The organism is Acinetobacter sp. ANC_7513 (assembly GCF_056779915.1).
On record NZ_JBWYIW010000001.1, the window covers coordinates 728,768 to 753,409 of the forward strand.

Annotated in this window: 23 protein-coding genes; 12 read left to right on the forward strand and 11 right to left on the reverse strand. The window is 36.9% G+C overall.

Translation table 11 applies throughout. From position 1 onward, the window contains the following. Positions 1 to 41 precede the first annotated feature (41 nt). Positions 42 to 644, forward strand: a complete 603-nt coding sequence (locus tag AC1M9B_RS03670; RefSeq protein ID WP_481597086.1) for a nitroreductase family protein — start codon at positions 42 to 44, stop codon at positions 642 to 644. A gap of 50 nt (positions 645 to 694) precedes the next feature. On the opposite strand, the gene AC1M9B_RS03675 is transcribed toward AC1M9B_RS03670, so the two are convergent. The 4 genes from AC1M9B_RS03675 to AC1M9B_RS03690 all read right to left on the reverse strand — a co-directional run bounded on the left by AC1M9B_RS03675 (position 695) and on the right by AC1M9B_RS03690 (position 4,025). Beyond that, positions 695 to 1,903 (reverse strand): MFS transporter, encoded by a 1,209-nt coding sequence (locus AC1M9B_RS03675; RefSeq protein ID WP_481608608.1) that lies wholly within the window; start codon positions 1,901 to 1,903, stop codon positions 695 to 697. After that, entirely contained in the window at positions 1,900 to 2,349 is a 450-nt protein-coding gene (locus AC1M9B_RS03680; protein ID WP_179997997.1) for a MarR family winged helix-turn-helix transcriptional regulator, read from the reverse strand. Before AC1M9B_RS03680 ends, AC1M9B_RS03675 begins: the two co-directional genes overlap by 4 nt. Before the next feature lie 100 nt (positions 2,350 to 2,449). Then, positions 2,450 to 3,004, reverse strand: a complete 555-nt coding sequence (locus AC1M9B_RS03685) for a thermonuclease family protein (protein ID WP_481595280.1) — start codon at positions 3,002 to 3,004, stop codon at positions 2,450 to 2,452. Positions 3,005 to 3,110: 106 nt separating this feature from the next. Continuing rightward, positions 3,111 to 4,025 carry a LysR family transcriptional regulator gene (locus AC1M9B_RS03690; protein ID WP_481588128.1) on the reverse strand — a complete coding sequence of 305 codons (915 nt, stop codon included), beginning with the start codon at positions 4,023 to 4,025 and terminating at the stop codon, positions 3,111 to 3,113. A gap of 89 nt (positions 4,026 to 4,114) precedes the next feature. On the opposite strand from AC1M9B_RS03690, the gene AC1M9B_RS03695 reads away from it, so the two are divergent. Genes AC1M9B_RS03695 through AC1M9B_RS03710 form a run of 4 tightly spaced genes read left to right on the forward strand, consistent with a single transcriptional unit; the run spans position 4,115 to position 7,975 of the window. Further along, a complete protein-coding gene (locus AC1M9B_RS03695) occupies positions 4,115 to 5,356 on the forward strand; it encodes an acyl-CoA dehydrogenase family protein (protein ID WP_481608609.1) in 1,242 nt (413 codons plus the stop codon). 27 nt (positions 5,357 to 5,383) lie between these two features. Next, the gene (locus tag AC1M9B_RS03700; protein WP_481608610.1) at positions 5,384 to 6,505 is read left to right on the forward strand and encodes a phosphotransferase family protein; all 1,122 of its coding nucleotides are present in this window, start codon (positions 5,384 to 5,386) and stop codon (positions 6,503 to 6,505) included. Further along, positions 6,502 to 7,200 (forward strand): histidine phosphatase family protein, encoded by a 699-nt coding sequence (locus tag AC1M9B_RS03705; RefSeq protein ID WP_481608611.1) that lies wholly within the window; start codon positions 6,502 to 6,504, stop codon positions 7,198 to 7,200. The genes AC1M9B_RS03700 and AC1M9B_RS03705 overlap by 4 nt, the downstream gene beginning before the upstream one ends. A 31-nt stretch (positions 7,201 to 7,231) precedes the next feature. Further along, a complete protein-coding gene (locus AC1M9B_RS03710) occupies positions 7,232 to 7,975 on the forward strand; it encodes an SDR family oxidoreductase (RefSeq protein WP_179997992.1) in 744 nt (247 codons plus the stop codon). A gap of 24 nt (positions 7,976 to 7,999) precedes the next feature. Here the strand turns inward: AC1M9B_RS03710 and AC1M9B_RS03715 are convergent, their stop codons facing one another. Continuing rightward, complete coding sequence (locus tag AC1M9B_RS03715; protein WP_481597090.1) at positions 8,000 to 9,376, reverse strand: alpha/beta hydrolase-fold protein; 1,377 nt, start codon at positions 9,374 to 9,376, stop codon at positions 8,000 to 8,002. Positions 9,377 to 9,523: 147 nt separating this feature from the next. Between AC1M9B_RS03715 and AC1M9B_RS03720 the strand changes: the two genes are divergently transcribed. Then, positions 9,524 to 10,246 (forward strand): SGNH/GDSL hydrolase family protein, encoded by a 723-nt coding sequence (locus AC1M9B_RS03720; protein WP_481608612.1) that lies wholly within the window; start codon positions 9,524 to 9,526, stop codon positions 10,244 to 10,246. Positions 10,247 to 10,259: 13 nt separating this feature from the next. Then, positions 10,260 to 10,847, forward strand: a complete 588-nt coding sequence (locus tag AC1M9B_RS03725) for a uracil-DNA glycosylase family protein (protein ID WP_481608613.1) — start codon at positions 10,260 to 10,262, stop codon at positions 10,845 to 10,847. Between the two features lie 29 nt (positions 10,848 to 10,876). Here AC1M9B_RS03725 and AC1M9B_RS03730 read toward each other — a convergent pair whose 3' ends face one another. After that, entirely contained in the window at positions 10,877 to 11,314 is a 438-nt protein-coding gene (locus AC1M9B_RS03730) for a hypothetical protein (RefSeq protein WP_481595276.1), read from the reverse strand. A 90-nt stretch (positions 11,315 to 11,404) separates the two neighbouring features. Further along, positions 11,405 to 12,949 (reverse strand): phospholipase D family protein, encoded by a 1,545-nt coding sequence (locus tag AC1M9B_RS03735; protein WP_481608614.1) that lies wholly within the window; start codon positions 12,947 to 12,949, stop codon positions 11,405 to 11,407. A gap of 135 nt (positions 12,950 to 13,084) precedes the next feature. On the opposite strand from AC1M9B_RS03735, the gene AC1M9B_RS03740 reads away from it, so the two are divergent. After that, positions 13,085 to 14,194 (forward strand): S-(hydroxymethyl)glutathione dehydrogenase/class III alcohol dehydrogenase, encoded by a 1,110-nt coding sequence (locus AC1M9B_RS03740; RefSeq protein ID WP_092766302.1) that lies wholly within the window; start codon positions 13,085 to 13,087, stop codon positions 14,192 to 14,194. A 40-nt stretch (positions 14,195 to 14,234) separates the two neighbouring features. Here the strand turns inward: AC1M9B_RS03740 and AC1M9B_RS03745 are convergent, their stop codons facing one another. Next, positions 14,235 to 15,440: an amino acid aminotransferase gene (locus AC1M9B_RS03745; protein WP_481608615.1), complete on the reverse strand. Its 1,206-nt coding sequence runs from the start codon at positions 15,438 to 15,440 to the stop codon at positions 14,235 to 14,237. 244 nt (positions 15,441 to 15,684) lie between these two features. Here AC1M9B_RS03745 and AC1M9B_RS03750 point away from each other — a divergent pair, with 244 nt between their 5' ends. The 4 genes from AC1M9B_RS03750 to AC1M9B_RS03765 all read left to right on the forward strand — a co-directional run bounded on the left by AC1M9B_RS03750 (position 15,685) and on the right by AC1M9B_RS03765 (position 21,736). Further along, positions 15,685 to 16,446, forward strand: coding sequence for an alpha/beta fold hydrolase (locus AC1M9B_RS03750; RefSeq protein WP_481587912.1), 762 nt, complete (start codon positions 15,685 to 15,687; stop codon positions 16,444 to 16,446). 383 nt (positions 16,447 to 16,829) lie between these two features. Further along, positions 16,830 to 18,965: a sensor domain-containing protein gene (locus AC1M9B_RS03755; RefSeq protein ID WP_180027846.1), complete on the forward strand. Its 2,136-nt coding sequence runs from the start codon at positions 16,830 to 16,832 to the stop codon at positions 18,963 to 18,965. Positions 18,966 to 19,374: 409 nt separating this feature from the next. Beyond that, entirely contained in the window at positions 19,375 to 20,412 is a 1,038-nt protein-coding gene (locus AC1M9B_RS03760) for a 3-deoxy-7-phosphoheptulonate synthase (RefSeq protein ID WP_481608616.1), read from the forward strand. Positions 20,413 to 20,572: 160 nt separating this feature from the next. After that, complete coding sequence (locus AC1M9B_RS03765) at positions 20,573 to 21,736, forward strand: PilT/PilU family type 4a pilus ATPase (protein ID WP_035267499.1); 1,164 nt, start codon at positions 20,573 to 20,575, stop codon at positions 21,734 to 21,736. Positions 21,737 to 21,789: 53 nt separating this feature from the next. On the opposite strand, the gene AC1M9B_RS03770 is transcribed toward AC1M9B_RS03765, so the two are convergent. The 3 genes from AC1M9B_RS03770 to AC1M9B_RS03780 all read right to left on the reverse strand — a co-directional run bounded on the left by AC1M9B_RS03770 (position 21,790) and on the right by AC1M9B_RS03780 (position 24,636). Beyond that, positions 21,790 to 22,965 (reverse strand): MFS transporter, encoded by a 1,176-nt coding sequence (locus tag AC1M9B_RS03770; protein ID WP_481608617.1) that lies wholly within the window; start codon positions 22,963 to 22,965, stop codon positions 21,790 to 21,792. A gap of 196 nt (positions 22,966 to 23,161) precedes the next feature. Further along, the gene (gene gcvH, locus AC1M9B_RS03775; RefSeq protein ID WP_035267502.1) at positions 23,162 to 23,536 is read right to left on the reverse strand and encodes a glycine cleavage system protein GcvH; all 375 of its coding nucleotides are present in this window, start codon (positions 23,534 to 23,536) and stop codon (positions 23,162 to 23,164) included. 68 nt (positions 23,537 to 23,604) lie between these two features. Next, positions 23,605 to 24,636 (reverse strand): AraC family transcriptional regulator, encoded by a 1,032-nt coding sequence (locus AC1M9B_RS03780; protein ID WP_179997980.1) that lies wholly within the window; start codon positions 24,634 to 24,636, stop codon positions 23,605 to 23,607. Positions 24,637 to 24,642 lie beyond the last annotated feature (6 nt).

A 24,642-nucleotide genomic window follows, 5' to 3' on the forward strand; every position in this document is an offset into this window, starting at 1 on the left:
GTATCGTATTTCCCCGAGGAAATACCAAAGGATTTCAGAAAATGTCGAATCAATTTTTAGATTTAATTCAAAAACGCCGTACGATTTATGCTTTAGGAAAAGCAGTTGAACAATCTCCTGAGTACTTAACAGATCTTATTCAGAATGCGATTAAACAAAGCCCATCATCTTTTAACTCTCAATCTTCACGTGCGGTGATTTTATTTAACGCTGAACATGAAAAGTTTTGGGGCTTTGTGAAAGAGAAGCTAAAGTCATATGCGAAGGACGAGGCGAGTGCAGCAAAAACTTCTGCAAAAATGGATAGCTTTGCTGCAGGCGTAGGCACTGTATTATTTTTCGAAGAAATGGATACAATCACTGACTTACAAGAGAAATATCCTTCGTATGCGGAAAACTTCCCAATTTGGGCGGAACATTCAACAGCAATGGCACAGTTTGCGGTTTGGACAGCTTTACATACAGAAGGTTTAGGTGCAAACCTTCAACATTATAATCCGATTGTAGATGATCAAGTCCAATCTGAATGGGCTGTACCGGCTTCGTGGAAACTACGCGCACAATTGGTATTTGGATCTAAAGAAGGAGAGGCTTTCGATAAAGGCTATATTGACGACGCCACACGTTTTAAAATGTTTAAATAAAATATGGAAAAGCACTCATTGGAGTGCTTTTTTTTAAACCCATAAATAGCCTAAGCAATATTCATATTTCTAACTTTATTCCCATGTAATACATAATATAAGACAATGCAAAATAAAGTACCCATAGCACTATATAAATAGAGTTGTTGGTAACTGATCAAATCTAAAGCTAAACCTAAGAAATAAGGACCGAATCCCAAACCTGCATCTAAAAAGATAAAATAAGTTGAGGTTGCAAATCCCATTCGTTCCAAACTAGTACTTTTCACTGCAATCGTTTGGCAAATTGACTGGATATTACCGTAGCCTAAACCTAATAATCCTGCGCAAATCAACAAAAGGCCCGAACTGTTAGCTTGGCTCAACAAGAAGAATGCAAGTGCCATAATGAGAAAGGCCGGATACATAATTATATTTTCGCCTTTTTTATCCATCAGTGGTCCCGTAATAGGACGAGAGAGCAGAATCGTCAAAGCATAAATGAGAAAGAAAAATGATGCTGCTTCAACCAGATCAATTTCTTTGGCATAAAAATTAATAAACGATAGAACACCAGAGTAAAAGAGGGAGCTTACCAACATGATCAGAGCAATGGGTAAGGCGCTCTTTTCAATATATTGAGATAGAAAACTATTTTGAGTATGGGCCTGATCAGGTATAGACGAAACCTGTTGCAATTGAGGAACTTGAATAAATAAAGCTGTAATTAAACATAAAACTGCAAGGATTGAAGATAGGGCAAAAATAATGTTGTAACTGACATGAAGCATTAGCCAGATTGCCAAAAATGGTCCAATTGCAGTTCCTAAAGTACTACTCATACTGTAGTAACCTATACCTTCACCACGACGAGTAGCTGGAATAATTTGAGCGATAATTGTGCCAAATACGGTGGAGGCAACCCCCATCATAAAGCCATGCAAGAATCGAACGATTAATAAAGCTCCAACCTCTAAATGGAGAAAATAAAAGCCTGAAAATATGAGAAATCCAGTGAGTCCGACCAGCATGGTGACTTTAGAACCGAATTTAACGAGGAACTTAGCCACCAATAAACGACCAATCAGTGTACCCACAATAAAAAGTCCTGATACTAAACCAGCCTGCGCCGTCGTCGCTCCAAGTTCTGCTATCGAAAATCCCACAATGACAATGACGAGAAGATAAAAAGTCAGTACCAATAGAAAGTTAATTAAACTGACCAAAATAAAGTTACGTGTCCAAAGAGGCTGATTAACTTGATTTGAGGAAGTACTCATAACTCCTCCACAATATTTAAGCTTTTATAACGCTCTAAAATAGACAAAAACAGTTGAAGTGTCTCAGCACTTTGAGCAATGTCTTCAGGATTTACTTGATTCAAAAACTGTTGTTCAAATTGATCAATCTGAATTGTACAAATTTGATAAAGATCTCTACCTTTTTCGGTTAATTGAATTAATTTTTGGCGTTTATCAGATGATTCTAAAAACTGAATAACATCTAATTTATGTAAAGTATTAATGCGTTTTGCAATTGATGGTTTCGAAACATTGAGTTCATGAGCCAAATCAATTGAAGTGATGGAGTCATGATCATAGATATGATAAATCAACTGCCACATTGAATAGTTCAGTTGGTATTGAGCCAAGATATCATTTAAACGGTCACTAAAGAGTCGCGCACTTCGCAGCAATACGACACGGAATTTGGGAGAGTTTTGCATATAGTTAACCAAGCTAACTAGTTTGTTGGCTTGAATTTACGCTCAATTATTAGACAAATCAAGCGTAATGAACTTATTGATAATCAGGGTATTGAAAATATTAGTTTTTTTGTTTTCTAAAAGTACTTGGTCGAATAGGACGGGTCCCGCGCCATAGACCACGTTTATTGCGTTTTGCATTATCTTGCAGCGAGATCATATATTTTAATTGCTTTGGATCACGTATGTATTCTTCGTAAACCCACGCACCACCACGCCTCACTAATTCTTCATTCATATTCTTGCGATAGAGGTAGACCACACCTACGCAACGTCCATAACGATCTATATCCGTGATTTTTACACGAACAATTTTACCTTGAACCATTTTCTTAACTAAACGTTGAGATTCAAGCCCATAACTTTGATTAGATTCAGGCGCATCTACAAAAGCAAAGCGTAATTTAGTTTTAGAACGTCTCAAATTCAAACGATGGCAGGAGAGGGTGTCACCATCACTCACCGCTGTAACACGGCACCAATAAGTTTTTCCTTTTTTAAAAGGTTTAAATACTTGAAGAAGATAAATTCTTACTTGTCTAAAAATGATAAGAAGTAATAAGCATAAAATCGCACCTAGCCCAATAAGCCATGATGCAGGGAGTTGATCAAACATAGAAAACACAAGAGAAAACAAGCCTTAATATGATAAATCAACTCGAAGTGAGTGTTTGATTCAATATTGAACAGATGGTGTTCACACAGATTTTCAACTAAATAGCCTAAGCAAAAATTTTATTAATTTCTGAAATTAAATATTCAAACTTTTGATGTGATGCTAATTGTGAGTTCCAATAAATTCCCATTTTCATTAAAGGAAATTCAACAGGAAGTTCAGAAATTTTTAAATCTTGAGGTAATTTCAAATTTTTTAAAATACTAAAAGGTAAGGTTAGCAATGTGTCAGGATACTCCTTCAAAATTTGTAGTGCTGTTGAATAGTGTTGACAGCGTAAAAAAATATCACGTTGAATATTCAACTTTTTAAAATGTAAATCTTCAATAAGCACACCAGAATGCCTTGATGAAACACCAATATGTTGGGCATGTTTGTATTGTTCTAAATTTTCGATGGTTGTCAAACCACATATGACAAAGCGATCATTCACTAAAGGGTTAAAATAAATTTTCTCATCAACTTTCTGTTGAAGATCGACCACTAAATCAAGTTGCTGTGACAATAAATCTTTTGCCCAGTTAGTTCGATCTAACTTGATACTTTGAAACCGTGTCGCTAGTCCTAAATCACGAAAATGACGAATTAACTGCGGAAAAATTAAAGGCTCAATTTCATCATGAATTGCTATACGAATAGATTGAATCGTCAGTGGATCAAAAGATATATGATGAGTCGAGATATGCTGAATTGCGATTAATGTTTCTTTTATTCGTGGATAAATTTGATGTGAAAAGGGTGTCGCAACCATCTTTATACCACTTCGGATAAAAAGATCATCTTTCAATTGTAGTCTTAATCGCTGTAAAGCATGACTGGCTGCAGATTGTGTAATACACATCAAATTTGCGGCTTTGCTGATACTTTGATGTTCGTATATCGCAATAAATAATGGATATAGATTGATATCAATGTGTGAAAAAGCGCTCAGGTCCACAGATTCCTGATGAATTCTATTCATAAAGTAATATTTAAATAAATCATTTTATTCATAGTAGATTTCAAGCTATGTTGATGTAAAGCGTGACGAGAATATAGTTTGAGGGATTAATGTTTGAATTAACGGAAAAAGCTAAACACTTTTACGATTTAGCACAACGCTTTATTCAAGACGAAATAGAGCCTATAGAACAAGAATTTTGGCATAAAGTTCATCAATTAAATCCAAGTGATGATTGGACATCATGGATGTGGCCAGCAGAACTTGAAGTACTCAAACAAAAAGCTAAATCACAAAATCTGTGGAATCTTTTTTTACCAGACCCAGAATTTGGTCAAGGTTTAACAGTTCAAGAATATGCACACATTGCTGAGTTAACTGGCCGTAATTTATTGGCTCCTACAGTTTTCAATTGTAATGCGCCAGATAGCGGTAATATGGAGTTAATTTGGCGTTATGGCTCAGCACAACAAAAAGAGCAATGGTTAAAACCTCTTTTAGACGGAAAAATTCGATCCGTATTTTGCATGACTGAACCAGAAGTTGCTTCTTCAGATGCAACGAATATGCAAGCCACTGCTGTAATTGAGGGAGACGAAATTGTTTTAAATGGACGCAAATGGTGGTCGTCAGGCTTAGGCGATCCTAATGCAAAACTGATTATATTTATGGCACATACACCAGACGCAAATAAAGGTCGACATCAACAACATTCAATGGTTTTAGTTCCAGTTGAAACTGAGGGCGTGAAAATTGAAAGAATGTTACCTGTATTTGGTGATTATGATGCGCCACACGGTCATGGAGAAGTAACCTTTAATAATGTTCGTGTTCCAGTCACTCATTTTATTGGTGGAGCAGGTCAAGGGTTTGAGATCGCACAGGGGCGACTTGGTCCAGGACGTATTCATCATTGCATGCGTTGTATCGGGGCTGCTGAGAAATCATTGGAATTAATGATTGATCGTGGAATGCAAAGAAAAGCATTCGGCAAGGAAATTTTGAAACTTGGTGGTAATTTGGAAAGAGTCGCGGAAGCACGTGTTGCCATCGATCAAGCACGTCTTTTGACCTTATATGCGGCATATAAAATGGATAAACTGGGCAATATGGCTGCACTCACTGAAATCTCTGCAATTAAAGTCGTTGCACCTAGTGTTTTGGAAAAAGTTGTCGATATGGCAATGCAAATTCACGGCGGTGCAGGTCTATCTAGAGATACGCCATTGACAGGTTTTTTTGCACAAGCGCGTGCATTACGTTTGGCAGATGGGCCAGATGAGGTGCATAAAGGCATGATTGCAAAATTGGAACTTGCGAAACGTGGTTTTTCAACTCGTCATTCTCAATAAGATGAGCACTCGATTTAAGGAAGAAATATGTCAGTTATAGATACAGCAGGGCAAGTCAGACGTGGTGAAGAGCTCGATATCGTTTCAGTCACAAACTGGTTAAATCAAAATGGCGTGGAAGTGATTGAGCCTGTAGAAGTTACACAATATTCTGGTGGAGCTTCAAACTGGACATACCGGCTCAAATATAGCAATGCAGATCTGATATTAAGAAGACCACCCACAGGAACCAAGGCCAAATCTGCTCATGATATGGTTCGAGAACATAATGTTCAGAAAGCTTTAAAAGATCTATATCCAGTCGTGCCCAAAATGCTGACATTATGTCAGGATGAATCTGTACTCGGATGCGATTTTTATGTGATGCAGCGAATCGAGGGAATTATACCAAGGGCAAAGCTTCCACCAGAACTAAAACTCACTGAATTTGATGTGCATCAGCTTTGTATAAATGTTTTAGACAAATTGATTGAATTGCATCAAGTTCCTTATCAAGGAACAGCACTTGAAAAAATTGGAAAAGGTGAGGGTTACTGCCGTCGTCAGATCGAGGGTTGGGACAGTCGCTACGACAAAGCCCATACCATCAATGTACCGACCTTTAAGTTTGTAAGAAATTGGCTTAAAGACAATATTCCTGAGGATTCAACCAACTGTATTATTCACAACGATTGGCGTTTTGATAATGTCATTTTGAATCCTCAACAGCCTACTGAGGTCATCGGGGTGTTGGATTGGGAAATGGCGACAATTGGTGATCCACTTATGGATTTAGGATCAGCCTTAGCATATTGGGTTGAAGAAAACGACAATATGATCTTTAAATCGACACGTCGACAACCTACACATCTTAAAGGCATGTTTACACGTAAAGAAGTTGTGGATTATTACCTTGAAAAAACAGGACTAAAGCCATCTAACTGGACGTTTTATGAAGTATTTGGGATCTTTAGATTAGCGGTCATAGCACAACAAATTTATTATCGTTATTACCATAAACAAACGGATAATCCTGCATTTAAGGATTTTTGGATTGTGATTCATGCATTACATATTCGTGCTTTAAAACTCATAGGTATACAAAAGCTTGAAGCGAATGAAATTGCAAAAACTTATCTCGCAAAATTACAGGATATTCTGCCAAGATGACGACAATATATTTGGTCAGACATGGTCAAGCTTCATTTGGTGCTGAAAGTTATGATCAGCTTTCTCAGAAAGGTGAAGTTCAAGCATGTGTGTTGGGACAATATTTTCAAAAGTTAATACAAGAGCAGCCCTATGTATTAGCTGGCTCGATGAAACGTCATCAGCAGACGGCGGATATCTCTTTGAAAGAGTGTTTTCCTGACAGTCAGATTGATATCGATCCACATTGGAACGAGTTCAATCATCAACAAGTGTTTGCAAAATATGAACCACGTTTTGCAGATCCTGCATTACTTAAAAAAGATGTTAGTCAAGCGGTAGATCCACGTGCCTATTTAGGAAAAATTTTTGAAGGTGCAATTCAACGTTGGACCAATGGTGATCATCATCATGATTATGACGAAAGCTGGCTTCAATTTCAGCAAAGAGTACTTCAAGGCTTGAACAAACTATGTGTACAACTTGAAAAGGAAAAACCTCGCTATGCCGTAGTTTATACGTCTGGTGGTGTTATATCTGTTGTTGCAGGGCATTTACTTGGTTTAAGTGCAGACAAAACTTTTGCATTGAACTGGGCAATCACCAATACCAGTTTTACCACCTTAAGATTGGTTGGTACAGAACCACAATTACTCAGTTTAAATGAACATCATTATTTAAAAGAACAAGATCGTGATTTGCTCACTTGGATTTGATCAAGGCTATATGCCATAGAGAGAAAATGGAATGAACAAAACTATATTAATTACAGGTGCAAGCTCAGGTATCGGTGCTGGGATGGCACAAGAGTTTGCAAAAAAAGGATATAACCTAGCGATCTGTGCACGTCGTTTAGAAAGGTTGTATGCTTTAAAAGATGAAATAGAACAACGCTATCAGGTAAAAGTAAGTGCGAAGGTATTGGATGTCACGGATGATGAGCAAGTCTTCCGTGTATTTAAAGAGTTTAAAGATGAGCTAGGCACTATCGATCGAGTGATAGTCAATGCTGGTGTGGGCGAAGGACGTCGTATCGGTAAAGGTAATTTTGCGATTAATAAAGCAACAGTTGAAACTAATTTTATTTCTGCGATGGCACAATGTGAAGCAGCGGTCGAAATTTTTAGATCTCAAAATTCAGGACATTTAGTTGTAATTTCGTCGATGAGTGCTTTGCGTGGTATGCCAAAACATCTTACAGCTTATGCTGCAAGTAAAGCGGGAATTGCGCATTTAGCCGAAGGGATTCGGGCTGAACTTCTTGGAACACCAATTAAAGTTTCAACGATTTATCCTGGTTACATTCGAACTGAAATTAATGAAGGTGCTGGAAAATTACCTTTTGAGGTCGATCAAGCCACAGGATCACGACTATTAGCTGAAGCAATCGAAAAGCAACCAGTCAAAGCATATGTACCAAAGTGGCCATGGTTGCCATTGGGTTTTGCAATGAAGGTTTTACCGCTTCAGCTCGTCAATAAGCTGAGTTAAAATAACGTCTTATAAATCCCACATTTAGTGGGATTTATTTTTAAAGAAATATTTCAAAGCATCTTGTATGACGATTTGCCAAACGGCATATGAATGTCCGCCTATATATTCTTGATAGTGAACATTGTGTCCCTGATCGATTAAATCCTGAGCGACAATCGGAGAGGTTTCTAGAATGCTTAAGCTATTATTTTGTCTCGAATTTTCATAGCTATTGGCTGAAATATACCAATTGAGTTTCTTTGTATTGTCTAATGTTGAAGCTCTGATCAGTTTACTCATACCATTGATTGTATCGTTTGGATCAGATTTCCACCAAAATGAACCAGAAAGTGACACGACGTGACTAATATCATTGGATGTTTTTAACGCCAAATAAGCAGAACTCAGACCACCTAAACTTGAACCCAATAAGACTGTTTTGTTGTGATCACGTTGGTTGGGCAAATGTTGACTCATCCAAGGCAATAATTCTTCTTGAAAAAACTGTGTGTATTCTGGATTGGGGCTAAGTTCTTTAGCACGTAATTGATCATTTGGGTGTCCAACAAAAACAGCCTGTATAGGTGGGAGTTGCTGTTGTTCAACCAACTGATCTAATATCTGGGGAACTTTAACTAAATGCGCATATTGTTCACCATCAAAAAAAATCAGAGTGATATATGATTTTCCGACTTGAGGTGGAGTTGCATAAATCTGAATAAGACGATCATTTCCCAAAACTTTACTTTTCAACACGGAAGAAGTTAATTGTTTTTCACTTTTTTCAGCCATTTGAGTTGGATCAATAAAATTGGGCGCTCGACTGAGTTTTGCGATATTTTCATTCCTCAGCGTGGTATTCGTTTTTAAGGCAATGTTTTTAGAATCAAACCACTTATGAGGATTGAAAGGGTCGAGTTGTTGTACCTTTAAAATAGATCGACGCTGATCTCGTGATTCTTTTAAATTTGGGTTTAAATGTGGACAGTAATTTGATAAATATCCATCGATATTCGGTGAATCCACAGCAAAACTATAACTTCCGATAAATCTTGAATCGACAATACTTTCTTTAAACCAAATATCAGTACCTTTAAGTCGAGTTAACCACTCATGATCATTACTCGGACCACCGATTAATCGCACATTGTGTTTTGCACCACGATATAAATAAATGACACGTTGGTGTGTTTCATTAAAATCTTCAATTATTGGGGTTTGATTTTTACGAATTTCCGACCAAAATTGATCGAGGAGATGATTTTTTTGATCAGGATACATCTGAATCTGTTTTTGGATTTGTTGAAGCACCTTACTCTTAGCATCCATATCCTCACATACAGGGGCATAGGATTGAGTGCTGACTTGTAATGAATGATTTACAGAGAGATCAGCACTTACTGCGGAACTCACTAACATCAATATACAAAAAAATTTGATAGGATGATTCATGGATTTTAGCTTTGAATTAATTATGTAAATGATAATTATTTTCAATAATAAATAGCAATGAAAATATCAAAAAATCGTTTAAAATAGGAAATATCAAAACCTAAAATCAAATACATGTTTCTTAAATTAGCGACAATCGCACTCATTCCAGCTTTACTTGTGCAAGGTTACCAAGTCAAGAAAAATACACCTCGTTTAGCAGAAGCTTTGGGGGAAAGAAATGGTTTGGTTGGTAATGGCCCTCAAATATCAATTTTAATTTTAGGTGATTCAGCTGCTGCTGGTGTGGGTGTGCAATTTCAAGAAGATGCGCTAAGCGGAACATTGTTACAAGAACTAAGAGATCATTTTCAAATTCGCTGGTCATTAATTGCAAAAACTGGAAATCGTACTTCAGATGTAATTCGAACTATACAGGCTATTAATAACGATCAGTTTGATATTGTAGTAACTTCGATAGGGGTCAATGATGTAACACAGCTCATCTCACCACAAAAATGGATCTGCCTACAAGAACAATTATATTCACTGATCGCTGAGAAATTTTCACCCAAGCTCATTATCGCGACTGGAGTTCCACCGATGAATGAGTTTCCTGCATTACCAAATCCTTTAGCTTGGTTGTTTGGAAAATATGCCCATCAAATGAATGTTGAATTGGAAAATTGGATTGAACCACAACCAAAATTTGAATTGGTTAAATATGATTTGGAAGAGTATAAACAACTCAATTTGAAGATGGCTGAGGATGGATTTCATCCAAGTAAAGAAATCTATCAGCTTTGGGCAAAAAAAATTAGTTCGATTATTCAAAATCACTGTAGATCGAAAAGTTAGACCGAAATTTGATATGAGTGATATCGAAACACATCCACTTGAGCCATTTGTACCTCAACAAGCCAAATTGCTCATGCTTGGCAGTTTTCCTCCGCCGAAAGCAAGATGGAAAATGGATTTTTATTATCCGAATTTTCAAAATGATATGTGGAAAATATATGGGTTGATCTTTTTTCAAGACTCTCATTATTTTCTAGACCGTGAAAATAAACAATTCAAAGAGCAAATGCTGAAAGATTTTCTAAATGAGTTGGGCATTGCAATATTTGATACAGCCTATCAAATACGGCGTTTGAAAGACAATGCCTCAGATCAATTTCTAGAAATCGTTACACCGACAGATATGTTTCTATTGCTTAAAAAAATTCCATATTGTCGAGATATTATGACCACAGGTGATAAAGCAACTGAGACCTTATTAAAGTCAATGAATGCGTCTGTACACACTAAAGTTAAAATGGGTACAGTCGTGGATCTGCAATTTGATAACAAAGATATCCGAATTCATCGTATGCCATCTTCTTCAAGAGCTTATCCTTTAGCTCTTGAAAAGAAAGCCGAATACTATCGTGAACTTTTCCAGTCAATTGGATTAATTTAACAACCTGTTAAAGTCAATCGAGATGCTTATTACACATCATAATCTACATAATCCCACAAGTTTAAACGTGATTTAATTTCTTTACGAATATGTGGAAGCATATTGAGTAGAGTACCATCAATCCATAAAGATAATGCTTGAGCAGATAATTCTTGTCCTTCTTCATCAACTAAGCGGGCACCCTTCACAATCACGAGCGTTTGTTCTGAGACAGAGGTTTCAATGCCTTTGAAAAAAACTTGTAACTCATGACCATTGTCTAAAATTAACCAAGCCAATTCAATTTGAACATTATGGTTAGATTTTAACGTGATAGAACCTTCAACTAAGTCTTCATCAGTAAGGCAATCATAATCAACACTAATTTTAGCTAAATACCATTCATGCTGAGATAAATCTTCAAGTGATAAAAAAGGGGTGAGTATGTCGTTCAGATTATACTGTCGACTAAGATCAAAAAATTGCATGGGAGTAGAGTAGAACCAAGGGTTCAAAAAATAAAACGTGAATAATAATGCAATTTATCCTGGTTGTACAAACCAGTCACAACAAAGAATTTACATCATCCATTCGATTGGGAGATAGGACAAAGACTTGAACATAAATCTCTGAAAACGAGTCGTTTCAGGGTCATGATCATGTATTAACTTTTCTTCACCTCGTTGTTCTTCCCATCTTAAGTTTTGATGTGCATCCAAATGTAGTTGATAGGCAACTTTGGGAAGATTTTCATCTAAAGATTGAGATATCTCTGTTTTAAAATCGGCTGACTCAATGATCAGTCCAAGTTCAGTATTCAAATACGCTGAACGTGGATCAAAATTGAATGTTCCAATAAAAACTTTATCATCTACAGTAAAAAATTTAGCATGAAGACGCGACGCATTTTTTCCTTTCGCAGGAATAACATTACCCGTCATAATTTCATACCAAGTCCGATCAGACCGTTCAATATAAGGTTTAAACTCGTAAAGTTTTACATCTGACCTTAAGAGTGGGGTTCGATATTTTTGATAAAATGCATGAACAATCGGGACATCATTTGCCAAATATGAGTTTGTTAAAACTCGAACTTTGACATTCTGCTCACTCAATTGTTTGAGGAAAGACTCACCATGAACAGTAGGAACAAAATAGGCAGACACCAAGTTTATTTCTTGAGCAGGTTTCCCCATAATGGATTTGAACTGATTAAACAGCAGTTCATGAGATTGAGCTTTCGCTCTGATTTTATTGGGGCTGTCTGCAACAAAATGAGCTTTAGACCAACGAATAGGATGTTTTTTTAAATTTTCTTCTAAAAAACGTTCTGCTTGATCAATACGTTTTTTAGTTTCAGCACCTTGAAAATTTTGCTTGGTTGAATAATGCGATCTTAAATACGCTAATTCTTTTTGAGACTGAGGAATTATTTGCTGAATATTATAACTCAGCTCATCATTCCAAAATTGGTGAAACACCGTGTTTGCAGCTGAAACTGATTGACCTGCAAATAAAATATCCATATCCGCGAATTGAAAATTGTCACTGGCATCAAAATATTCATTACTGATATTACGCCCCCCAGTAACAGCAATCGCTCCATCAGCAATAATCAATTTGTTATGCATTCTATGATTGATTTTATTAAAGCGAAACACATAATCCAAAACTCTAAAGCTGCGAAATTTGTAGGGATTGAATAGTTTAATTTCAATATTAGGATGTTTAGACAATGCACTTAAGGTCGAGTCTAATTGAGTGCCATTTTGATCATCAATTAACAGTCGAACCTTCACATTACGATCAGCTGCTTTGAGTAGGTCAGACAATAAATGCTGACCTATCACATCATTTTCCCAGATATAGTACTGTAAATCGATCGTATGTTGCGCTTCACGTATTAAGTGAACACGTGAGGCCATACTCATAAAAGGATCATGAAGTGGTAAAAATGCGGTTAAACCTTGTTCAATATTGCGTCTTGTTTCTGGTGTATTGCTGAGCCAATGTGTGGTATGAGGTTGGATTGGGGCTTGTTTTATACTTGTATTCATCGCCAAATTACATCCAGTTAAAATAAAGAATGTGAGTAAACACAATATATATCGCAACATAAGCATCAAAGCTGTCGTTCCTAAATCTTATTATTCAGTTGTATGGCTATAATATCATCAATCAAATAGTTGAATGTTTTTATCAAAAGCGGTTACTGTAACTTATCTGTTAAATCTTAATTTACAAAGGAAGTTTTCATCATGAAATCTCGTGCAGCGGTGGCATTCGGTCCAGGTCAGCCATTACAAATTGTTGAATTAGATGTTGCTCCACCACAAGCTGGTGAAGTATTGGTGAAAATTACGCATACAGGTGTTTGTCATACTGATGCATTTACACTTTCTGGTGAAGACCCAGAGGGCGTATTCCCTGCGGTACTGGGTCACGAAGGTGCAGGTATTGTGGTTGAAGTTGGTGAGGGTGTAACCAGTGTAAAACCAGGTGATCATGTCATTCCGCTTTATACTGCAGAATGTGGCGAATGTTTGTTCTGTAAATCAAATAAAACAAACTTATGTGTCTCTGTACGTGCCACTCAAGGCAAAGGTGTTATGCCTGATGGAACGACTCGATTCTCTTATAACGGCGAACCTATTTATCATTATATGGGATGTTCAACATTCAGTGAATACACAGTTGTTGCCGAAGTATCGTTAGCAAAAATTAATCCTGAAGCAAACCCTGAACACGTTTGTTTATTGGGTTGTGGCGTAACGACTGGTATTGGTGCGGTTCACAATACTGCTAAAGTACAGGAAGGTGACACTGTTGCTGTATTCGGTTTAGGTGGTATTGGTTTAGCAGTTGTTCAAGGTGCTAAACAAGCCAAAGCTGGCCGAATTATTGTAGTGGATACTAATCCAGAAAAATTTAAATTGGCTGAGCAGTTTGGTGCTACAGATTTCCTCAATCCTAAGGACTATGATCAACCTATTCAACAAGTCATTGTAGAGATGACTGGCTGGGGTGTTGATCATTCATTTGAGTGTATCGGTAATACAAACGTAATGCGCTCAGCGCTTGAATGTGCACACCGTGGTTGGGGGCAATCTGTCATTATCGGTGTGGCTGGTGCAGGTCAAGAAATCTCAACTCGTCCATTCCAATTAGTGACTGGACGTAAATGGATGGGTACAGCATTTGGTGGTGTAAAAGGTCGTACTCAATTACCAAAAATGGTTGAAGATGCGATGAAGGGTGACATTCAATTAGAACCTTTTGTTACTCATACTATGGGGCTAGAAGACATTAATAAAGCCTTTGACTTAATGCACGAAGGTAAATCAATCCGTACAGTTGTACATTTTTAATTGGGCAATAAAAAACGGGCGATATGCCCGTTTTTTGTTTTTAAGCGGTAGCTTTCAAAACTTCTGCAATTGATTCAGCCACATAATCAATATTATTCAAGTTTAATCCTGCTGCGCACATACGGCCACTACGGACTAAATAAATACCATATTTATCTTTCAAAATATCCACTTGTTCGCCAGTCAAACCTGTATAACTGAACATACCTTGTTGTTTTACTAGATAGCTAAAGTCACGTTCAGGCAGAGCCGCACTCAATTTAGCATTTAACAATTCACGCATTTTAATAATACGTTCACGCATTTCTTGTAATTCAGCTTGCCATTGAGCAGTTAGATCTGCGTTGTTTAACACGTTTTCAACCAACAATGCACCTGTGCTTGCTGGACTAGAATAAATACGGCGTACAGTTGCTTTTAATTGTCCAAGCACTTTTTGAGCAGTAGCTTTATCATCACAGACAAATGTTAAGCCGCCGACACGCTCACCATACAGTGAGAAGATTTTTGAGAATGAATTACTCACAATGAAATTCATACCTGATTTATCTAAAGCACGAATAAGGTATGCATCTTCTTCAAGACCTTTACCGAAACCTTGGTAAGCGATGTCAAGGAATGGAATAAGATCATTCGTCTTAAGTACTTCGATCACTTGATCCCATTCTGCTGGCGTTAAATCTGCACCAGTTGGGTTATGGCAGCAAGGATGAAGTAATACAATACTTTTTGCTTTTAGTGTTTTTAATTCCTCAAGCATTGCTGGAACGTTAACGCCATTTGTTTCAGCATCAAAATAAGGATAGAAATGAGATTGGATACCAGCGCCATTAAAAATTGCGATATGGTTATCCCAAGTTGGCTGACTTACCCAGATATCTGACTCAGGGAAATATTTTTTCAAAAAATCAGCACCGACTTTAAGTGCTCCTGAGCCACCAAGTGTCTGAATCGTGACAGCACGACCATCTTTACGTGCTTGACTATCAGGACCTAAAACTAATGCTTGAGTCGCTTCGTTATAAGATTTCAAACCATCCATTGGTAAATAAAGTTTAACTTTATCGTTGCTCGGTTCAATATTTTTGTACGCAGCTTTGACCGCATTTAACTGAGGTACAATACTGTCTTCGTTATAATATAGACCAATACTCAAATTCACTTTTTGAGTACGCTCATCTTTACTATATTCTTCCATAAGTGAAAGAATAGGGTCACCTGCATAAGCATCTACATGATGAAACATGGTCTAAATTTCCTAAAATGTTCAAAGTAAAAAGTTTAATCGGATAATATATATAATTTCCGCACGATCACAAGATCGAATTACAGGACTAATTTTTATAAAACTCAATACTTTTACTTATAACCGAATTTTTTTGATTGTCTTTAATTTACTGAATTATATAAATAAAAATTAAACTAACACCAAAATACAAACTCTACTGTTAGAATTTGAATCACATTTTTAAAGCTATTTGAGTATATATATGCGACTAAATGCTGAGATCACCAAATCAAATGCGAATCAACGTCAACCTGCTCTTGTTCTGATTCATGGTCTTTTTGGTAGTTTATCGAACCTCGGCATGCTCGCGAGAGCATTTCAGGAAACGCATGATGTCATCCAAATTGATTTGCGTAATCACGGTTTATCACCTCATTCTAATCAAATGAGTTATCAACTCATGGCGCAAGATGTTGTAGAAACTTTAGATGATATGAATGTGCAACAATTTCACATCATTGGTCATTCGATGGGGGGGAAAGTTGCCATGCACTTAGCAAACCTTGTACCACATCGAGTAGTTAAGTTGATTGTACTTGATATGGCACCCGTCGCTTATCAAAAATCTCATCATGATCAAATTTTCAAAGCTTTAGAAGAAGTTCAAAAAGCTCAAGTTGTTTCAAGAAAGGAGGCAACCGAGTTGATGCAGAAATATATTAATGAAATTGGCGTTATTCAATTTCTGCTCAAATCTTTCCGCAATGGACATTGGCTATTCAACTTAGATGCACTTAAACAACAATATTTTCAGATTTTGTCATGGGAACGTCTTAATCCACAATCGAATGAAACTTTGTTTTTAAAAGGAGAATTATCCGATTATATTAATCTCGAGCGTGATAACGATCTTATTCGGTTCCAATATCCTAAAGCTAAATTTGTGACGATTGATGGCACTGGACATTGGTTACATGCAGAAAAACCAAGTGAGGTGATCAAAAACATTAAAGATTTTTTATAATAAATTAATAATAAGTTTAGATTATTTTTATATTATTCAACACCTACTTAATATAAGTAGGTATTTTTTTAATTAAAATCGGAATTATTTAATTCTAAGATGTCGAATTATCAAATAAATTCATTATTGTGTCGTATTTCATTATTTTTTATGCATTTTGTCTATTTAATATTCACAAGTGATAAAAATTATGTATCATGCAGAAATGGTATTTGTATTAATTTAGTCCATTTAAGTGTTATTATTATCACGTATTTTAAAATTAATGATGATTAATAATCATTATTAACTAAATTTAAATACTGATTAATTAAATTCTAAATTTTTACGCTGATTTTTGTATTCGTCATTTTGATGGGTTGTTATTTTCGAATAGGTGAACTATGAGCATTCTGGATCTGAATAGAGCTGATCATTTACAGTCCAAAGCTGTGCCTTTGCATCTAACACTGTCAGATGACTTTAAATTTGCACTCGATTTACTGCCCAATTTGATTTGGGTCAGTCACACCAACTCAGGGTATTGTAATCTCGCACTTAAACAATATATCGGTGCGGATACGCAAATCTTACGTGACGTAGACTGGCTTAAATTTGTTCATCCTGATGATGCTGAACATCTTTATCAGATTTGGAATGATGCTCAAAAAAACGGTCAGAAATTTGAAAAAGAGTGTCGTATAAAAAATAAATCAGGTGAATATCTTTGGTTCTTAATGCTTGCTGAACCTAAGGTGATTCAATCCAACCAGCAAAATTGGATGATAAGTTGCACAAATATCCATGATCGTACAATCAAAATGCGTGAAACTGCTGAGGCCTTGCGTGCGAATACAGATATGCTCGATGTCAGCGTAGACTGTATAAAAATTATCACACCAGATGGCAAGCTTGAACACATGAACAAATCTGGATGCATGGCATTACTGGGTCAAGAGCGTGTTAAGAAATTTGGAATGGATTGGTTAACGCTGTTACCACCTGAAGTACGTGAACAGGGGGCAAAAGCGATTAAAACAGCAGCTCGAGGGAAGAATGCCCGTTTTGCGGGGATGAGCACACACGGCGATACTGTGATGTATTGGGATAATATTTTAACACCTGTGCATGATGAACAAGGAAATACGACCAGTATTCTCTGTGTATCACGTGATATTACCCGTCAACGTGTTGCCGAAGCTAAACTAAAAATCAGCAGTGAATATGATGATCTGACGGGTCTGATGAATCGTCGTGCCTTCAAAAATAAATTAAAAGCGGCGATTTCACAAGCAAATCGTGAAAAAACACTTATTGGTATGATGTTTATTGATCTCGATCATTTTAAAAACATTAACGATACTTTAGGTCATCCTGCTGGAGATCATCTACTTAAAGTCTTATCTAAACGTCTGCAAAAGAGTTTGGATCGCAAGTGTATTGTTTCACGTTTAGGTGGAGATGAATTTGCAATTATTGTCTCAGGGATGACCTCAGAAGAAGAATTACATCAAACTACACAGAAAGTGCTTAAACAAAATATTGCCCCCATTACTTATGCAGGAAAAGTGATTAATAGTGGGATGAGTATTGGATGTGCCATTTATCCTAAAGATGCTCAAGATGTATTCGGATTGATGAAATGTGCGGATACCGCTCTAAATGATCTTAAAGAAAAAGGTCGTGGTGGGTATCGTATGTATGATGACGAAATGTTTGCACTTGCTGAAAAGAAGATGCAACAACTTGATACTGCTCGCTATATCATACAGGACAATTTAATCGAACCGTATTATCAACCTAAGGTTCGCTTAGATAACTGTCAGCTAATCGGATTTGAGGCTTTGATGCGTTGGCATGATACACAGCAGCAACTTCATTATCCAGCTTCAATCTCAGAAGCGTTTAACGATTATGAGCTGGCTAGTAAAATCAGTGAAATCATGCATCAAAAGATTTTCAGTGACATGGCAGATTGGATGTCTAAGGGCGTTCAACTTGTACCGATCTCAATTAATGCCTCTCCAGTTGAATTCATGCGTGACAATTATGCAGAATTGTTAATTCAACGTTTAGAACGACATCAAATTCCTGCTCATTTAATCGAGGTTGAGATTACAGAACATATTCTGGCTGAGCGTGGAATAGAATTTGTGATTCGAGCACTACAAAAGCTCAAAAATTATGGTCTTCGAATCTCATTGGATGATTTCGGAACCGGTCATTCTTCAATGACGCATTTAAGAGATTATCCTGTCGACTGTCTCAAGATTGATTATGCTTTTGTGAATCGAATGAATGAGGAGAAGTCAATCAATTCAATTGTAGAGGGCATTGCTAAGCTCGGACCTATTCTGTCATTGGATGTGATCGCAGAAGGTGTCGAAACATGCCAACAGCTCTTAAGTCTTCAGGATGTTGGCTGTGCATATGGTCAAGGCTTTTTATTTAGCCAAGCGATTTGTAAGTCTGAGGCTGAGCAACTGATGCTCAAACAAGTATGTGCTATAAAAGATTGGCTTCCTACAGATAAGCAATAAACCATTGATATATTTGAGTTATGATTGATATAACAATATTTTTTATATAAATTGCTTGTCAATCAGTCTATTTATGCGTATTTTACTTTTAAGGGTTATATTTTAGATAATTTGATGAAAACGACACACTTGATTACTAACGCTTATTATTATTTTTGGCAATTTAACATCTAGTTGCCTAGACGCGTTCGGGCAACAAAAATGTTGCCCATCAAGTTTATACCTGATTGGCAACACCAATCAGGTTTTTTTTCATCTCAACAAATATAGGAGCATCTCATGAAAACATTGAATACTTTTTATTTTAGCAACGGTTATTGGTTCTATTTTAGTCAAGAACAAAACCCAGCCAATAGACACCTCACGCTCAAATAAAAGATAGGGCAATTGCTGCCCAAAGGAATTCAAGATGAATGCAATTAATTCTCAGCTTATAACCACAGCTCAACATACTTTAGAAAAAAAATTAAGCTTACCATTAGAACTAAAATCAGCTTTACCAGTTAGTCCGATAGTTTCACTTCAAATTCGTCAACATCGCCAAACAATACAAGACATTTTAGCGGGTCATGATCCACGTTTATTGGTCATTACTGGTCCATGTTCGATTCATGATCCTAAAGCAACCCTCGAATACGCACAAAAATTAAAACAACTGCAAGAACAAGTCAAAGATCAGATTTTCATCGTGATGCGTACTTATATTGAAAAACCTCGCACCACTGTAGGATGGAAAGGCTTCTTGTATGATCCAGATTTAAATGGTTCAGCAGATATGCAAAAAGGACTTGAACAGTCTAGATCACTCTTCATTCAAATTGCTGAAATGGGTTTGCCGTTGGCCACAGAAATCTTAAGCCCAATGGCAACAGGATATTTTGATGATTTGATTTCATGGGGCGCGATTGGGGCGAGAACAAGCGAGTCGCAAATTCACCGTGAAATATCTAGCCATATGCCTTATAGCATTGGGTTCAAAAATGGTACAGATGGATCAATCCAAATTGCATTGGATGCCATTCAGTCCGCTTCACAACCGCATCAATTTCTTGGTTTAAGTCAAGATGGTGGTCCAAGCATTTTATCTTCAAAGGGTAATCCGCACGCACATTTGATCTTACGTGGATCGAATCAGGGTACAAATTACCAATTCGCTGAAATTAAAAAGATTCAAGAAAACAATAACCATGTATTACCAGCTTTGATTATTGATTGTAGCCATGGGAATAGTGCTAAAAATCCATTGAATCAACCTGCTGTATTAAAGCAAATTGTGAATGAACGACCTCAAACACAAGTCCGTGGCGTCATGCTAGAAAGCTTTTTAGTCGATGGCAATCAGAAAATTTCTGATCACATGACTTATGGTCAATCAGTGACTGATGGATGCTTGGGTTGGTTAAGTACAGAGCAATTGATTTTGGATGTTGCTCAACAACTCTCCTAATATAATTTATAAAAAAGAACCCATGAAATATGGGTTCTTTTTTTTGCCTTTAAGATTTGAATGTTTGTTTAAAGCATTAAATATTTGATGAAACAGCTGAAATAACCTTATATTTCTATTAGTATTTTAAGTATTTAATATTTATAACTTGGGGAAATTAATGTTCAGTAATGAATTACTTAGCGAAGCTCGGCAATTCATGTTCAGATTGCTTAAAAGCGTTTTTGAACATGAGGGATCAGATTTATTTATTTCAGCTGATTTTCCTCCAAGTATGAAACATCAAGGTTCAATGAAGCCTTTAAGTTCTCAAGCTTTGACTGCAGAAAAAACAAAACTATTCGCTTATAGCTTAATGAATGAAAAACAAAGAGCAGAATTTGAGAGTGAATTAGAATGTAATTTTGCCATTAATGTCCCAGATGTATCGCGCTTTCGCGTGAATGTTTTTCAACAGCAACTTAATGTAGGGATGGTCATTCGTACCATTACCTCTGAAATTCCAAACTTTGAAAAGTTGAAATTACCAGAAACATTGAAAGATGTGGTAATGGAAAAGCGAGGTTTAATTCTAGTGGTTGGTGGCACTGGATCGGGTAAATCTACTTCACTTGCTGCCATGATTGATTACCGTAATGAGAACTCAGCAGGGCACATCATTACTGTAGAAGATCCAGTTGAATACGTGCATAAACATAAAAAATCAATGGTCACTCACCGAGAAGTCGGAGTGGACTGTCACTCATGGCATAATGCGCTTAAAAACACACTTCGTCAGGCACCAGATGTAATTTTAATTGGCGAAATCCGTGATACGGAGACCATGGAGCATGCGATCGCTTTTGCAGAGACTGGTCATCTGTGCTTAGGCACGTTGCATTCGAATAATGCCAATCAAACCTTGGATCGAATTATCAACTTTTTCCCTGAAGAACGGCGCAATCAGTTGCTTATGGATCTTTCATCAAATATGAAAGCCATTATTTCTCAACGTTTAGTTCGAACTGAAGATGGTGTCGGACGTAGAGCTGCTGTAGAAGTCATGCTAAATACACCTTTAGTTTCTGATTTGATTTTGAAAGGTAACTTTCATGAGTTGAAAGAAATTATGACCAAGTCGCGAGAACTTGGTATGCAAACATTTGACCAAGCATTATTTGATTTATATAACGAAGGTGCGATCAGTTATGATGAAGCCATTCGTAATGCTGACTCTAAAAATGAATTACGTCTACAGATTAAGCTAAAAAGTACACGCGTCCGAGAGAATGCTGAAACCTCTTCACAAACCTTCAGTATGTTTGATGAAGATGCAGAGAGCTAATTGAATAAAAAAGCCTTCATCTGAAGGCTTTTTTTGGACAAATTTTTAGCTCTCTAGACCACTTTTACTTTAGTTTGAACAACGAAGCGGTAAAACAGCAAGCTTAATAGCGTCAATATCGCGCATAATATATATGCAATCGAATACTGATAGTGTGTGATCACAATACCTAGAATAAAAGAACCTAATGCGATGCCAATATCGTAAAAGGTGTAAAAAGTTGAACTCGCATGTCCAACTCGTTCACGTGCTACAGCTTGAATGGCTTGCGTTTGGAGACATGGCTGAGCAGACCCAAAGCCTATACCAATAAAGACAGCAGATATCAATAATCCGGAAGCAGAATGAATTTGGCTTAGAATGAATAGCCCAATGCTAAAGCTCACAATCGCTGGATAGACAACGTAGGCAGGACCCTTAGAGTCATATAACTTTCCTGTGAAGGGTCTTAGAAGCATCATGGAAATTGCAAAAACAGCAAAGAATAAGCTCGCATAGGTCAATAAATTTTTTGATTCAGCATATGTCGAGATAAAAGACATGATACTTGCATAAGAAAATGAGATGAGCATCGCCATCATCGCAACAGGTAAAGCTTTAATCTCAACAAAATCATGAACACTAATTTTTGTTTTGCGCTTAACAGTTTGAAATTGTGTCTGGATCGGAATCAAAAAGCAGAACAAATAACCAATAAAAACAATTGCAGCTAAAAGTGTAGCCACTGGAATATATCCCCATGGTTGAATGAGAATCAAGCCCAACATGGGTCCTAGTACAATGGCAAGATTGACTGACATGACAAAATAGCCCATGCCTTCACCTTTACGCTGATTTGGAATGAAGTCATTGACGATTGGTATCATGGCAGTGGTCAAAATACTGAACCAAATTCCTTGTAGTAACCGAATGACCAGTAATAGGGTTAGATTATCAGCAAAGATATAAGCGAAAGAGAGCAGTACAAAAAATGACTCAGAGATATAAAGTGCTTTTTTAAGCCCAATCTTCTCGATAATGAGACCGGTAAACGGTCGTATTGCGATCGATGAAGCTAGAAACAAAGTCAGTGCAAGCCCAGCTTGGGTAATATTACCATTTAAATCATTAAGAATATAAATTGGCAATATCGTTGTCTGAGCAAAATAGAAGATGAAAATAAATAAGTTATTAATTAGACACAGAATAAAAGATTTATTCCATAGATGCTCAGCATGTATAGAAGACATAGACAACCTTGAAATATTGAACCATTAAAAGCTTCAATCTGTGCCAAATAAAATTATTTTTGGTTTTGGTCAGCAATGAAGTAGGGAGAGAAGTTGAATTAATTATAATCAAATTACATGAAAATTACAGCAAAAAGTGAGCCATTCATCCGAAAATGTATAAATAAAAAACCAGTCCGTAGACTGGTCATAAATATCACAAACCTGATTCATAATCTGTATTTGAGAGAAGTTGTTCTACATCTGCCAAATTAGATGGTTTAATTTTGTAGATCCAGCCTTTGCCATAGGGATCATCATTTACAAAATCTGGATCATCTTCTAGATTTTCATTAATTTCTACAACTACACCACTTACAGGAGCATGAATATCAGAAGCTGTTTTCACAGACTCAACTACACCCGCTTGTTCACCAGCAGTCAATTCACGACCTACTTCAGGTGCTTCTACATAGACAAGATCACCCAATGCATCTTGTGCGTGATCTGAGATCCCAGTAACAACGAGATCACCTTCAATACGTACCCATTCGTGTGTGCGAGCATATTTAAGCTCTGAAGGATGATTCATCACGACTCCTCAATTCGATTTGAAAAATTTTCTTGTGTTATACAGTGTTTTATTTAAAAACGAAAGTTCTATAAATATGGATCTTTACGCCAACTGCTTGGACTTCGACCACTCCAACGTTTAAATGCACGACTGAAATTCGCAACATCTGAATAACCGAGTTCATCTGCGATTTGTTCAAGTGAATAGTCAGTACGTGACAGTAGGGAGGTTGCATGACGATATCGAACTTCATCCACTAAGGTTGAAAAAGAAGTTCCTTCTGCAGCCAACTGACGTTTCAGTGTACGATCAGACATATGCAAGCGATCTGCCACATTTTCAATACTTAAATAGTGTTGTTCAGAATGTGTCAAAATATCGCGAACACGCATTGAAATTCGACGGCGTTCGCCCAGCTCTGATAGTTCTGCTTCGCACTGATTAATTGCAATTTGACTGGCAATCGGATCTGCGTTAACCATCTTCAAGCCTAAATAACTTTTATCGAAACTGGCAAGAAAATGAGTCTGGTCAAAATGAATAATCGTTTTGGGATGTAGACGACTGATGTATTTGTCAAAGCCTTCAGGTTTCGGGAAGTCAAAATTAATTTCGCCATACAAATCATTAATGCCTGTCAGTGCTTTTGCCATGGTAATGACACCAAAAGTCAAAGCCATGACAATTTCAGTTCTCAGCGGTTCAAGATCAATATCACATTGTAACTGCAAAGAAACTTGTTCTGTAAATGTCGAGAAATGAAATTGCAGAAAAGGCATACGCAGTTGTATAAAGCGATTGGCTAAAATAAGTGCATCAGTAATCTCATTCGAGGTCATAATGGCATAGCCAATAAAACCATGGATAGAAATCCGCATTTGGTTACCAAGATGATAACCAAGAGAACTTTCACCTGTCATTTTGCGCGCGAGAATAATCATCTCATTCGCTACATGTAGTGGAATTCTAAATTCAGGATCGGCAAGTTGCTCGTTGGTGAATCCAAAGGGAGCGAATAGCGACTCAGCACTATAACCCCAACGAGAAACAACATCTAAAAGTAAGAGTCCGTAAACACCTGGAATGCCTAAATCTGGGCGAACTGAAACTGTTTTCATGTGCGA

Coding starts and splice junctions, on each gene's coding strand:
- AC1M9B_RS03690 (WP_481588128.1), bottom strand. CDS start 4,025: ATGAATAGAATTCATCAGGAATCTGTGGACCTGAGCGCTTTTTCACAC.
- AC1M9B_RS03760 (WP_481608616.1), top strand. CDS start 19,375: ATGAATGCAATTAATTCTCAGCTTATAACCACAGCTCAACATACTTTA.
- AC1M9B_RS03780 (WP_179997980.1), bottom strand. CDS start 24,636: ATGAAAACAGTTTCAGTTCGCCCAGATTTAGGCATTCCAGGTGTTTAC.
- AC1M9B_RS03720 (WP_481608612.1), top strand. CDS start 9,524: ATGTTTCTTAAATTAGCGACAATCGCACTCATTCCAGCTTTACTTGTG.
- AC1M9B_RS03765 (WP_035267499.1), top strand. CDS start 20,573: ATGTTCAGTAATGAATTACTTAGCGAAGCTCGGCAATTCATGTTCAGA.
- AC1M9B_RS03700 (WP_481608610.1), top strand. CDS start 5,384: ATGTCAGTTATAGATACAGCAGGGCAAGTCAGACGTGGTGAAGAGCTC.
- AC1M9B_RS03685 (WP_481595280.1), bottom strand. CDS start 3,004: ATGTTTGATCAACTCCCTGCATCATGGCTTATTGGGCTAGGTGCGATT.
- AC1M9B_RS03680 (WP_179997997.1), bottom strand. CDS start 2,349: ATGCAAAACTCTCCCAAATTCCGTGTCGTATTGCTGCGAAGTGCGCGA.
- AC1M9B_RS03675 (WP_481608608.1), bottom strand. CDS start 1,903: ATGAGTACTTCCTCAAATCAAGTTAATCAGCCTCTTTGGACACGTAAC.
- AC1M9B_RS03755 (WP_180027846.1), top strand. CDS start 16,830: ATGAGCATTCTGGATCTGAATAGAGCTGATCATTTACAGTCCAAAGCT.
- AC1M9B_RS03740 (WP_092766302.1), top strand. CDS start 13,085: ATGAAATCTCGTGCAGCGGTGGCATTCGGTCCAGGTCAGCCATTACAA.
- AC1M9B_RS03730 (WP_481595276.1), bottom strand. CDS start 11,314: ATGCAATTTTTTGATCTTAGTCGACAGTATAATCTGAACGACATACTC.
- AC1M9B_RS03725 (WP_481608613.1), top strand. CDS start 10,260: ATGAGTGATATCGAAACACATCCACTTGAGCCATTTGTACCTCAACAA.
- AC1M9B_RS03705 (WP_481608611.1), top strand. CDS start 6,502: ATGACGACAATATATTTGGTCAGACATGGTCAAGCTTCATTTGGTGCT.
- AC1M9B_RS03715 (WP_481597090.1), bottom strand. CDS start 9,376: ATGTTAGTGAGTTCCGCAGTAAGTGCTGATCTCTCTGTAAATCATTCA.
- AC1M9B_RS03750 (WP_481587912.1), top strand. CDS start 15,685: ATGCGACTAAATGCTGAGATCACCAAATCAAATGCGAATCAACGTCAA.
- gcvH (WP_035267502.1), bottom strand. CDS start 23,536: ATGAATCATCCTTCAGAGCTTAAATATGCTCGCACACACGAATGGGTA.
- AC1M9B_RS03745 (WP_481608615.1), bottom strand. CDS start 15,440: ATGTTTCATCATGTAGATGCTTATGCAGGTGACCCTATTCTTTCACTT.
- AC1M9B_RS03695 (WP_481608609.1), top strand. CDS start 4,115: ATGTTTGAATTAACGGAAAAAGCTAAACACTTTTACGATTTAGCACAA.
- AC1M9B_RS03710 (WP_179997992.1), top strand. CDS start 7,232: ATGAACAAAACTATATTAATTACAGGTGCAAGCTCAGGTATCGGTGCT.
- AC1M9B_RS03735 (WP_481608614.1), bottom strand. CDS start 12,949: ATGCTTATGTTGCGATATATATTGTGTTTACTCACATTCTTTATTTTA.
- AC1M9B_RS03670 (WP_481597086.1), top strand. CDS start 42: ATGTCGAATCAATTTTTAGATTTAATTCAAAAACGCCGTACGATTTAT.
- AC1M9B_RS03770 (WP_481608617.1), bottom strand. CDS start 22,965: ATGTCTTCTATACATGCTGAGCATCTATGGAATAAATCTTTTATTCTG.